At 70.4% G+C, this 11796-nt stretch carries 10 protein-coding genes; 2 read left to right on the forward strand and 8 right to left on the reverse strand.

All coding sequences use genetic code 11. The features are described 5' to 3' along the window. Window positions 1-217: 217 nt before the first annotated feature. Window positions 218-1552: a 4-aminobutyrate--2-oxoglutarate transaminase gene (gene gabT, locus D1J63_RS09810; protein ID WP_125628603.1), complete on the forward strand. Its 1335-nt coding sequence runs from the start codon at window positions 218-220 to the stop codon at window positions 1550-1552. Window positions 1553-2069: 517 nt separating this feature from the next. On the opposite strand, the gene D1J63_RS09820 is transcribed toward gabT, so the two are convergent. Then, window positions 2070-2879: a tetratricopeptide repeat protein gene (locus tag D1J63_RS09820; RefSeq protein WP_240798801.1), complete on the reverse strand. Its 810-nt coding sequence runs from the start codon at window positions 2877-2879 to the stop codon at window positions 2070-2072. A gap of 44 nt (window positions 2880-2923) precedes the next feature. On the opposite strand from D1J63_RS09820, the gene D1J63_RS09825 reads away from it, so the two are divergent. Beyond that, window positions 2924-3649 carry a phosphatase PAP2 family protein gene (locus tag D1J63_RS09825; protein WP_164712777.1) on the forward strand — a complete coding sequence of 242 codons (726 nt, stop codon included), beginning with the start codon at window positions 2924-2926 and terminating at the stop codon, window positions 3647-3649. Here the strand turns inward: D1J63_RS09825 and D1J63_RS09830 are convergent. The 7 genes from D1J63_RS09830 to D1J63_RS09860 form a co-directional block, all read right to left on the reverse strand. Next, complete coding sequence (locus D1J63_RS09830) at window positions 3588-5420, reverse strand: glycoside hydrolase family 18 protein (RefSeq protein WP_125628605.1); 1833 nt, start codon at window positions 5418-5420, stop codon at window positions 3588-3590. The genes D1J63_RS09825 and D1J63_RS09830 overlap by 62 nt on opposite strands. Window positions 5421-5507: 87 nt before the next feature. Beyond that, a complete protein-coding gene (locus D1J63_RS09835) occupies window positions 5508-5975 on the reverse strand; it encodes a hypothetical protein (RefSeq protein ID WP_125628606.1) in 468 nt (155 codons plus the stop codon). A 129-nt stretch (window positions 5976-6104) separates the two neighbouring features. Next, entirely contained in the window at window positions 6105-7532 is a 1428-nt protein-coding gene (locus D1J63_RS09840) for an FAD-dependent oxidoreductase (RefSeq protein WP_125628607.1), read from the reverse strand. 35 nt (window positions 7533-7567) lie between these two features. Beyond that, entirely contained in the window at window positions 7568-8395 is an 828-nt protein-coding gene (locus D1J63_RS09845) for an ABC transporter permease (protein WP_125628608.1), read from the reverse strand. Beyond that, on the reverse strand, window positions 8396-9325 hold the full coding sequence (locus D1J63_RS09850; RefSeq protein ID WP_125628609.1) for an ABC transporter permease: 930 nt from the start codon (window positions 9323-9325) through the stop codon (window positions 8396-8398). Next, the gene (locus D1J63_RS09855; RefSeq protein WP_125628610.1) at window positions 9325-10518 is read right to left on the reverse strand and encodes an ABC transporter ATP-binding protein; all 1194 of its coding nucleotides are present in this window, start codon (window positions 10516-10518) and stop codon (window positions 9325-9327) included. The genes D1J63_RS09850 and D1J63_RS09855 overlap by 1 nt, the downstream gene beginning before the upstream one ends. A 5-nt stretch (window positions 10519-10523) precedes the next feature. After that, window positions 10524-11771 (reverse strand): spermidine/putrescine ABC transporter substrate-binding protein, encoded by a 1248-nt coding sequence (locus tag D1J63_RS09860; protein ID WP_125628611.1) that lies wholly within the window; start codon window positions 11769-11771, stop codon window positions 10524-10526. Between the last annotated feature and the right edge of the window lie 25 nt (window positions 11772-11796).

Here is an 11796-nt window from a genome sequence, read left to right on the forward strand (position 1 = left end):
AACGCGCTCCCAAGGGGAGTTCACCGCTTACGCGGCCGGGCCCGCGTCGACGTGTCCACATGTCGCCCCTCGCGCCACCTGTCCATGTCGGACAACCGGCCGCCCGGACAACGCCCACATGGAGCATGCCCACCCCACTTCGCCGGTCCTAGCCTGCGAGAAAAGAAGGCAAGCGTTCGTAAGATCCCGCAGATCGCGCAAGACCCCAGGAGCCCTCATGACCGCACTTCCGCAGGAGCGCCGCGTCGTCACCGCCATTCCCGGCCCGAAGTCGCAGGAGCTGCAGGCCCGCCGTACGGCCGTGGTCGCGCAGGGTGTGGGCTCCACGCTGCCCGTCTTCGTGGCGCGCGCCGGTGGCGGTGTCATCGAGGACGTCGACGGCAACCGTCTGATCGACTTCGGTTCCGGCATCGCGGTGACCTCCGTCGGCGCCTCCGCCGAGGCCGTCGTGCGCAAGGCGTCCGCGCAGCTCGCCAACTTCACCCACACCTGTTTCATGGTCACGCCGTACGAGGGTTACGTCGCCGTCGCCGAGGCGCTGGCCGAGCTGACGCCGGGCGACCACGCCAAGAAGTCGGCGCTGTTCAACAGCGGCGCCGAGGCCGTCGAGAACGCCGTCAAGATCGCGCGTGCGTACACCAAGCGGCCGGCCGTCGTCGTCTTCGACCACGGGTACCACGGCCGGACCAACCTGACGATGGCCCTGACCGCGAAGAACATGCCGTACAAGCACGGCTTCGGCCCCTTCGCCCCCGAGGTCTACCGCGTGCCGGTCGCCTACGGCTACCGCTGGCCGACCGGCGCCGAGAACGCCGGCCCGGAGGCCGCCGCCCAGGCGATCGACCAGATCACCAAGCAGGTCGGCGCGGAGAACGTGGCCGCGATCATCATCGAGCCGGTGCTGGGCGAGGGCGGCTTCATCGAGCCGGCCAAGGGCTTCCTGCCGGCGATCCGCGAGTTCGCCTCGGACAACGGCATCGTCTTCGTCGCGGACGAGATCCAGTCCGGCTTCTGCCGTACCGGCCAGTGGTTCGCCTGCGAGGACGAGGGCATCGTCCCGGACCTGATCACGACGGCGAAGGGCATCGCGGGCGGTCTGCCGCTGTCCGCCGTCACCGGCCGCGCCGAGATCATGGACGCCGCGCACTCCGGCGGCCTCGGCGGCACCTACGGCGGCAACCCGGTGGCCTGCGCGGGCGCGCTCGGTGCCATCGAGACGATGAAGGAGCTGGACCTCAACGCCAGGGCGAAGAACATCGAGGCGGTCATGAAGTCCCGCCTGGCCGCCATGGCGGAGAAGTTCGACGTCATCGGCGACGTCCGGGGCCGCGGCGCGATGATCGCGATCGAGCTGGTCAAGGACCGCGACACCAAGGAGCCGAACCCGGAGGCGACGGCCGCGCTCGCCAAGGCCTGCCACCAGGAGGGGCTGCTCGTCCTGACCTGCGGCACCTACGGCAACGTGCTGCGGTTCCTGCCGCCGCTGGTGATCGGCGAGGACCTGCTGAACGAGGGCCTCGACATCATCGAGCAGGCCTTCGCCGGTATCTGAGCGAGACCGTGCGCGAGGCCATGCGCGATCCCGTGGACGGGGCCGCCCGCGAGACCGGGAGCCGGCCGTGCGCCGGCGCGTGCGCCCAGGCGCGGGCGAGCATCTGCGCGAGGGGTCGAACGCGCATCTGAGCTGGGCTTCGCACGCCTGGCGCAGTGACCGGCAGAGCGTGTGAAGAACGTGTGCGAGGTGGATGTCAGGACGCCGATGTCCCTGTCCTGAGCGCACCCCCTGCCGTAGGTTCTACGCAGATGAGAGATGGACCCGCCCACAGGGGACTGTGGGCGGATCATCAGGACGGGGCCTCCCCAGCTTCGACCTGGTCGTGCCTCGCGCACACAACCGGGACCCGCGGGTTCCGGCTTCCTCACCGATCGGACGGTCGCCCGCCCCAAACCCCCCGGGGCGCGCGGCGTTCCGGTCAGGACGGCCGCCTCGGCACTCGGGACGGTGGTTCACCGAAGGGCCGACACACTCCCCCCCTTGTGCCGGCCCTTCGGTGTTCCCTCCCCCGGCATCACGCCCCTGGTTCCTCCCCGGTGATGCGGGCGAGCAGCGCGCGGGCCTCGCCGGTGCGCGGATGGGACGGGTGCAGCCGCCGTTCACAGTCGGCCAGCGACCGTCGTGCGGCCTCCGCCGCCTCGGTGCGGCGTCCCAGTCCGTACAGGGCCTCGGCGGTGACCAGGTCCGGGTACCCGCCGGCGTAGCGGGGCGGCTGCGGCAGGTCCTGGCGGAGCTCGGCCAGCGCCTCCTCGTAGCGGCCCTGCCCGTTCAGGCCGCGCGCCAGCGTGGTGTGCAGGACGCCGACGGCGGGGCCGTTCGCCCGGGGCAGGTTGCCGCGGGCGACTGCCTCCGCCTCCGCGTGGCGGCCCAGCCCGCACAGCACGACGGCCAGGTGCCCCAGGGTGTTGATCTCCAGCGCCGCCACCGGGGCACGGTGGGCGATCTGGTTCAGCTCCCCCAGGACGCCGTTCGCCTCGGTCTCCGCCTCCGCGTACCGTCGCAGGGCGGACAGGGCGACCACGCGGTTGCTGCGGGCGATCAGTCGCAGCATCCGCGAGTTGAGGCCGACCGGCTCCAGTTCCGCGATCAGTGTGTCCAGTTCGTCCAGCGCCTCGGCCACTCGGCCGTGCATGACGGCCGCTCCGGTGGCCAGCACCCTCGCCTCCCAGTGCGGCGGACGCCTGCGCCAGGGGCGCCGCGGGAGCGCGGCCAGGGCCCGTGCCTCGGCCTCGACCTCCTCGTACCGCCCCTCGCCGGTCATCGCCTTCAGCCGGGCGAAGGTCTCTCCCCACCGACTGTCCCGTGCCGTTCGTATGGTCGTCACGGGCGGTGAGAATACGTGAGGGCGGACCTGCGAAGCTGGGCGTCATGCCGGTCTCCGCCCGCTCCCGCGCCCTGCCCGCCCTCGTCGGGCTGCCCGTCCTCCTCTTCGCGCTGATCACCTGGCAGGTCGTCGCCGACGGCCCGCTGGTCGGGGTGGACGAGCGGCTGAGCGGGGCGCTCGTCCACCCGGACCGGATCTCCGAGCTGCTGTCCGACCTGGGCAATGTGCAGGTGGCCGTGCCGGTCCTGGTCGTGGCGCTGGTGTACGCGGCGTGGCACGGGCGGGCCTCGGGTGTGGACCGCTGGTGGGTGCCGCCCCTCGCGGGGGTGGTGGCGATGGCGCTGGTGCCGGCGCTGGTCGCGCCTCTGAAGGAGTGGACCGACCGCCCCGGCACCCCGGCGGTGCCGCCCGCGGTCGGCTACTACCCCTCGGGCCACACCGCCACGGCGGTCGTCGCGTACGGCACGGCGGCGCTGCTGCTGTTCCCGCTCCTGCGCTCGCCCGCCGTGCGCCGGACGCTGGTCGTGCTGTGTGCCGTGCTGGTGCTGGGCACCTCCTACGGGCTGGTACGGCGGGGCTACCACTGGCCGCTGGACGTGGTGGCGAGCTGGTGCCTGGGCGTGGTGCTGCTCGCCGGGGTCCGGCTGGCGGCCCGCCGAAACCCGGACGGCAGCCGGACCCCGGACGACGGCCGGACCCCGCCGGGGGTCAGCCGAAGTACGCGTCGAAGTTCTTCTGGAACTCCCAGTTCGAGTAGCGGTCCCAGTTGATCGACCAGGTCATCAGGCCGCGCAGGGCGGGCCAGGTGCCGTGGGTCGCGTACGAGCCGCAGTCGGTCTTCTTGGTCAGGCAGTTCAGGGCCTTGGTGACTTCGGCCGGGGAGACGTGGCCGTTGCCCGCCTGGGTGGAGGCCGGCATGCCGATGGCGACCTGGTCCGGGCGCAGCGGCGGGAAGACGTTGTTCGCGTCGCCCGCGACCGGGAAGCCGGTGAGCAGCATGTCGGTCATGGCGATGTGGAAGTCGGCGCCGCCCATGGAGTGGTACTGGTTGTCCAGGCCCATGATCGAGCCGGAGTTGTAGTCCTGGACGTGCAGCAGCGTCAGGTCGTCGCGCAGGGCGTGGATGACCGGCAGGTAGGCCCCGGCGCGCGGGTCCTGGCCGCCCCACTTGCCGGTGCCGTAGTACTGGTAGCCGAGCTGGACGAAGAAGGTCTCGGGCGCCATGGTCAGCACGAAGCCGTCGCCGTACTTGGCCTTGAGGGTCTTCACGGCCGAGATGAGGTTGACGATGACCGGGGTCTTCGGGTTCTTGAAGTCCGTGTCGTCGGCGTTCAGGGAGAGGGAGTGGCCCTCGAAGTCGATGTCGAGGCCGTCCAGGCCGTACTCGTCGATGATCGCGGAGACGGACGAGACGAACTTGTCGCGGGCGGCGGTGGTGGTGAGCTGCACCTGGCCGTTCTGGCCGCCGATGGAGATCAGCACCTTCTTGCCGGCCGCCTGCTTGGCCTTGATCGCGGCCTTGAACTCGGCGTCGCTCTCCACGTTCGGGCACTCGGCGACCGGGCAGCGCTCGAAGCGGATGTCCCCGGACGTGACCGAGGTGGGTTCGCCGAAGGCCAGGTCGATGACGTCCCAGCTGTCGGGCACGTCGGCCATGCGGGTGTAGCCGGAGCCGTTGGCGAAGCTGGCGTGGAGGTAGCCGACCAGGGCGTGGGCCGGGAGGTCGGAGGAGCCGCCGCCGTCGTCCGGGCGCTGGGCGGTGGTCGCGGTGACCGTGGCCGAACGCGCCGACTCGCCCGCGTCGTTGACCGCGGTGACCTGGAAGGAGTACGCCGTCGAGGGGGTCAGGCCGGACACGGTGGTGGAGGTGCCCGTGACCGTGCTGACCTTGACGCCGTCGCGGTAGACGGCGTAGCCCGTCGCGCCCGGCACCGGTGACCAGGACAGGGCGACGCTGGAGGAGGTCACCGAGCCGGTCCTCAGGCCGCCGGGGACCGCCGGGGGCTGCTGCGTCTCGCCGCCGGGGCCGGTGAGGGAGATGTCGTCGGCGTGGTAGGCGCCGGTGCCGTACCAGCCGTGGGTGTAGATGGTGACCTTGGTGGTCGACGGGCCGGTACGGAAGGTGGTGGTCAGCTGCTGCCAGTCGGGGGCGGACTGGGCCCAGGTGGAGACGTCGGTGGTGCCGGTGCCGCTCGCGCCCAGGTAGACGTAGGTGCCCCGGACGTAGCCGGAGAGCGTGTACTGCGAGTCCGGTTTGACGGACACCGTCTGGGCGCAGCGGGCGTTGTCGGCGCCCGCCGGGGTGGCCTTCAGGGCCGCCGTGCCGCCGTGCACGGGCGAGGTCACCGTCGTGCCCGCCGTACAGGTCCAGCCGTCGAGGGCGGACTCGAAGCCGCCGTTGCGGGCGAGGTCCGCGTCGGCCGCACGGGCGGCCGACGTGAGCGCGGTCATACCGGACGCGGCGAGGGCCGCGGCCGTGAGCACCGTGACGAGGGGGCGACGGACGAGGGGTCTGGCGCGTTGTACGCGTGCGCGTTCCACAAGTGCCTCCGGACATGGGGGAGATGGGGAGGGTGGAGCGCGCCCAATTTGGTCCAGACCAATTCTGTTGTCAACCCCTTGCGCACGTCACTCCCGTCGCGCCTCGCCCTCCTCCCCCGCCAGGGCCGCCGCCGCCTCGTGCATCGCCAGCTCCAGCAGCGAGGGATCGGTGAGGTTGCCGGTGCCGTCCGGCGGGATCAGCCAGCGGGTGCCTCCGGTCGACAGTCCACCGGGGTGGGGCACCACGATCCAGGTGCCGAGCCCGGCGGTCCGGATGCCGGTGCCGACCCAGCGGGCCGCCGTGCCGGGCGGGACGAAGAAGCCCGTGCGCGCGTCGCCGAAGTCGGCGAGCACCGGGCCGGGCTGGTCCAGCACGCGGGAGAGCACGTCCAGGGTCGGATAGCCGAGCCGGCTCGGCAGGATGAGCACGTCCCAGGCCTTGCCGGCGGGCAGCAGCGCGACGCCCGAGGGGTCGCGCTCCCAGTCCCGGCGGCAGGACCCGGGATCCGGTGCGACGGATGCCAGCCACGCGACCGCCGTCTTCGCACCAGGCATGTGAAACCTCCCTTTCACTCGTCGACGCGGGGTGCGTCACGAGGGAGAGGGAGGTCTCCCGGCCGCATTACGCGGGTTGTCGTGCCTCGTTGGGGTGAACCGGGTCACACACCCGCTCACCGGCGCGGCTCAGCTGTCGAAGCCGAGCCCCAGCCGGTCCATCGTGCGCAGCCACAGGTTGCGCCGGCCGCCCTGCGCGTCCGCGCGGGCCAGCGACCACTTGGTGAGGGCGATGCCGGTCCAGGCGAAGGGCTCGGGCGGGAACGGCAGCGGTTTCCTGCGCACCATCTCCAGCTCGGTGCGCTCCGTCCGCTCCCCCGAGAGCAGGTCCAGCATCACCTCGGCGCCGAACCGGGTCGCGCCGACGCCCAGGCCGGTGTACCCGGCCGCGTACGCCACCTTCCCCTGGTGCGCGGTGCCGAAGAACGCCGAGAAGCGCGAACACGTGTCGATGGCGCCGCCCCAGGCGTGGGTGAAGCGGACGCCCTCCAGTTGCGGGAAACAGGTGAAGAAGTGCCCGGCGAGCTTGGCGTAGGTCTCGGGGCGGTCGTCGTACTCGGCGCGCACCCGGCCGCCGTAGGGGTAGATGGCGTCGTAGCCGCCCCACAGGATGCGGTTGTCGGAGGAAAGACGGAAGTAGTGGAACTGGTTGGCGCTGTCCCCGAGACCCTGCCGGTTCTTCCAGCCGACCGAGGCGAGTTGGGCGTCGGTGAGCGGCTCGGTCATCAGGGCGTAGTCGTAGACGGGGACGGTGTACGAGCGCACCCGCCGGACCAGGTTCGGGAAGATGTTGGTGCCGAGCGCGACCGTGCGGGTGCGGACCCCGCCGTAAGGGGTGCGTACGGCCATGCCGGCACCGTAGGGCTTGAGGGTGAGCGCGGGGGTGTGCTCGTGGACGCGGACGCCGAGGGCGAGGCAGGCGCGCTTGAGGCCCCAGGCCAGTTTGGCGGGGTTGACCATCGCCACGCCCCGCCGGTCCCAGAGGCCGGCCCGGAAGGTGGGTGAGTCGACCTGTTCCCGCACGGCGTCGGCGTCCAGGTACTCGATGCCCTCGGCGAGCCCCTTGGCGCGGATCTCCCCGTACCACTCCTCCAGCTCCCGGGCCTGGTAGGGCTCGGTGGCGATGTCGATCTCGCCGGTGCGCTCGAAGTCGCAGTCGAGGCCGTGGCGGGCGACCGCCTCCTCGATGGCGTCGAGGTTGCGGGCGCCCAGTTCCTCCAGCCGGTGGATCTCGTCGGGCCAGCGGGTGAGGCCGTTGGACAGCCCGTGGGTGAGGGAGGCGGCGCAGAATCCGCCGTTGCGGCCGGAGGCGGCCCAGCCCACCTCGCGGCCCTCGATCAGCACCACGTCCCGTTCCGGGTCGCGCTCCTTGGCGATCAGCGCGGTCCACAGTCCGCTGTAGCCGCCGCCGACGACCAGCAGGTCGCAGGTCTCGGCACCGGTGAGGGCGGCCTCGGGGCGGGGGCGGCCGGGGTCGTCCAGCCAGTACGGGACCGGCTGGGCGTCGGAAAGCGATTTCGTCCAGTCGTTGCTGCGGCTCATGGCGCTAGGGGCCATGATTTCAACTCCCTACGAAGACACACTGAGATGCTCTATGCCTTGCGGCGATTTCGGCGGTTGCCGATGACCATGGAGACCAGGACGAACAGTACGGCGATCACGAACATGGCCGTACCGACGACATTGATCTGAACGGGCGTTCCGCGCTGGGCCGATCCCCACACGAACATGGGGAAGGTGACGGTCGAACCCGCGTTGAAATTGGTGATGATGAAATCGTCGAAGGACAGCGCGAAGGCGAGCAGCGCGCCGGCCGCGATGCCGGGGGCGGCGATGGGCAGCGTGACCCGGACGAAGGTCTGGAACGGACCGGCGTACAGGTCCTGCGCCGCCTGTTCCAGGCGTGGGTCCATCGACATCACGCGCGCCTTGACGGCCGTCACGACGAAGCTGAGGCAGAACATGATGTGGGCGATCAGGATCGTCCAGAAGCCCAGCTGAGCACCCATGTTGAGGAACAGGGTGAGCAGCGAGGCGGCCATCACGACCTCGGGCATCGCCATCGGCAGGAAGATCAGCGAGTTGATCGCGCCCCGTGCGCGGAAGCGGTAGCGGACCAGCGCGAAGGCGATGGCGGTGCCGAGCGCGGTGGCACCCAGCGTCGCCCAGAGGGCGATCTGCAGACTGAGCGAGAGCGAGCCGCACAGCCCGGCGACCCCGCACGGGTCCTTCCAGGCGTCCGTGGAGAACTGCTGCCATTCGTAGTTGAAGCGCCCGTTCGGTTTGTTGAACGAGAACACCGTGACGACGACATTGGGCAGCAGGAGATAAGCGAGTGTCAGCAGCCCGGCGATGACGACCACATGGCGCTTGAACCAGTTGACACTCGTGCCGAATATGCGACTCCGTCGCGCGTCCATTTAAACCAGATCCTCCGTCCCGGACTTGCGGATGTAGAAGGTGACCATGGCGAGGATCGCCGCCATCAGAACGAACGAGAGTGCCGCCGCCGTCGGATAGTCCAGCACCCGCAGGAACTGCGACTGGATCACGTTTCCGATCATTCCGGTGTCGGCCGAGCCCAGCAGGGAGGCGTTGACGTAGTCGCCGGTGGCCGGGATGAAGGTCAGCAGCGTGCCGGAGACGACGCCCGGCATCGACAGCGGGAAGGTGACCTTGCGGAAGACCGTGGAGGGCTTGGCGTACAGGTCCCCCGCCGCCTCGTGCAGCCGGCCGTCGATGCGCTCCAGAGAGGTGTAGAGCGGCAGGATCATGAAGGGCAGGAAGTTGTACGTCAGACCGCAGACCACCGCGAGCGGGGTGGCCAGCACACGGTCGCCGGAGGTCCAGCCGAGCCAACTGGTCACGTCCAGGACGTGCAGCGTGTTCAGGGCGCCGACCACCGGGCCGCCGTCGGCGAGGATCGTCTTCCAGGCCAGGGTGCGGATCAGGAAGCTGGTGAAGAACGGCGCGATCACCAGGATCATGATCAGGTTCCGCCAGCGGCCCGCGCGGAAGGCGATGAGGTAGGCGAGCGGGTAGCCGAGCAGCAGGCAGAGCACGGTCGCGGAGGCGGCGTAGGCGACCGAGCGCAGGAACTGCGGCCAGTACTCGGACACCGCGTCCCAGTAGGTCACGAAGTGCCAGGTGACCTTGTAGCCCTCCTCCAGCGAGCCCGTCTGCACGGAGGTGGAGGCCTGGTAGACCATCGGCGCCGCGAAGAAGACGACCAGCCACAGGATGCCGGGCAGCAGCAGCCAGTACGGCGTCCATCGCCCGCGTTTGCGCGGGGGCTTCGTCTCGGGCGCGGTCGGGGTCAGCGGTGGTGGTGCCTCGGTGAGGGTGGACATCAGGCGGCCTCGCCCTCGGCGACGCCCGCGTCGCCCATCGTCCCTGCAAGCACGGACTGGTCCGCGTCGAGCCCGAAGGTGTGCGCCGGGCTCCAGTGCAGGACGACCTCGGCGCCGGGCGCGAGGCGGGGGTCGCGGTCGATGTTCTGGGCGTAGACCTCGAACTCGGGGCACGCGGCGCAGTCCACGACGTACTGGGTGGAGACGCCGATGAAACTGGTGTTGGCGATCCTGCCGGTGATGCGGTTGCGGCCCTCGGGGATGGCGCCCGCGTCGTCCGCGTGGGTGAGGCTGATCTTCTCGGGGCGGACCCCGACCAGGACCTTGCCGCCCGCCTTCGCCGGGGCGGAACAGCGGGCGCCGGGCAGCACCAGCTTGTCGCCGGCCGCCTTCACGACGACGTCGTCGCCGCTGCGGGTGTCGACCTCGGCCTCGATGAGGTTGGAGGTGCCGAGGAAGTTGGCGACGAAGGTGGTGCGCGGGTTCTCGTACAGGTCGGCGGGGGCGCCCAGTTGCTCGACGCGGCCCGCGTTCATCACGGCGACCCGGTCGGCCATCGTCATGGCCTCCTCCTGGTCGTGGGTGACGTGCACGAAGGTGATGCCGACCTCGGTCTGGATGCGCTTGAGCTCCAGCTGCATCTGGCGGCGCAGCTTGAGGTCGAGGGCGCCGAGGGGTTCGTCGAGGAGCAGCACCTTGGGGTGGTTGATCAGAGCGCGGGCGACGGCGACGCGCTGCTGCTGGCCGCCGGAGAGCTGGTGCGGCTTCTTGCGCGCCTGCTCGCCGAGCTGCACCAGGTCGAGCATCTCGCCGACCTGCTTCTTCACGCTCTTGATGCCGCGCCGGCGCAGTCCGAAGGCGACGTTCTCGTAGATGTCGAGGTGCGGGAAGAGGGCGTAGGACTGGAAGACCGTGTTGACCGGCCGTTTGTAGGGCGGCAGCGCGGTCACGTCCTGGTCGCCGAGGTGGACGGTGCCGCCGCTCGGCTCCTCCAGTCCGGCGATCATGCGCAGGGTCGTGGTCTTGCCGCAGCCGGAGGCGCCGAGCAGGGCGAAGAAGGAGCCCTGGGGCACCGTCAGGTCGAGCGGGTGCACGGCGGTGAAGGAGCCGTAGGTCTTGCTGATGCCGGCGAGGCGGACGTCGCCGCCGCCGTCCGTCGCGGCTTGCTGGTTCTTCGTCGTGTTGGTCGTCATCGTCGTCACGCCCCGGTGAGCTTCGCGAACTTCTCTTCGTATGCCGTCTCTTCCTTCGCACTCAGGGAGCGGAAGGAGTGCGACTTGGCCTGCATGGCCTGGTCGGGAATGATCAGCGGGTTGTTCGCCGCGTCCTCGTCGATCTTCGCCAGGTCGTCCTTCACGCCGTCGACCGGGCAGACGAAGTTGATGTAGGCGGCGAGTTCCGCGGCCGGGCCCGGTTCGTAGTAGTAGTCGATGAGCCGTTCGGCGTTGGTCTTGTGCCGTGCCTTGTTGGGGATCAGCATGTTGTCGCTGGACGTGACGTAGCCGCTGTCCGGGATGACGAAGTCGATGTCCGGGTTGTCGGCCTTGAGCTGGACCACGTCGCCGGCCCAGGCCAGACAGGCCGCGAAGTCGCCCTTGCTGAGGTCGGACGTGTAGTCGTTGCCGGTGAAGCGGCGTATCTGGCCGCGGTCGACGCCCTTCTGGAGCCGGGCGATCCCGGCGTCGTAGTCGTCGTCGGTGAACCGGGCCGGGTCCTTGCCCATGTCGAGCAGGGTCATGCCCATGGTGTCGCGCATCTCGGTGAGGAAGCCGACCCGGCCCTTGAGCTTCGGGTTGTCGAGCAGGTCGGAGACGGACTTCACCTCGACGCCGTCCAGGGCCTTCTTGTTGTAGGCGATGACGGCGGAGATGCCCTGCCAGGGGTAGGAGTAGGCCCGGCCGGGGTCCCAGTCGGGGCTGCGGAACTGGGGCGACAGGTTGGCGAAGGCGTGCGGCAGGTTGGCCGGGTCCAGTTTCTGCACCCAGCCGAGCCGGATCAGGCGGGCGGCCAGCCAGTCGGTGAGGACGATGATGTCGCGGCCGGTCTCCTGGCCCGCGGCGAGCTGCGGCTGGATCTTGCCGAAGAACTCGCTGTTGTCGTTGATGTCCTCGGTGTACGTGACCTTGACGCCGGTGCGTTTGGTGAACGCCTCCAGCGTGGGGTGGCGCCGGCCGCTCTCGTCGACGTCCATGTACTCGGTCCAGTTGGAGAAGCGGACCTGCTTCTCCTCCTTGGAGTGGTCCTCGGCGGAGACGCCGCCCTCGGTCTTGCCGGCCGCCGGGATGCCGCAGCCGCTCAGCAGGCCGAGGCCGCCGGCCGCGAGCGCGCCGCCGGTGGAGGCGCGCAGCAGCGAACGGCGGGTGAGGGCGGCCCTGCCGCTCCTGAGTGAGCGCCGCACGGCGGCCACTTGGGCCGGGGACAGGCGGTCGGGCTCGTACTGCTCCATGCGCGTGGTTGCCCTTTCGGGTGGG

Source organism: Streptomyces sp. KPB2 (assembly GCF_003950055.1).
Lineage (GTDB): Bacteria > Actinomycetota > Actinomycetes > Streptomycetales > Streptomycetaceae > Streptomyces > Streptomyces salinarius.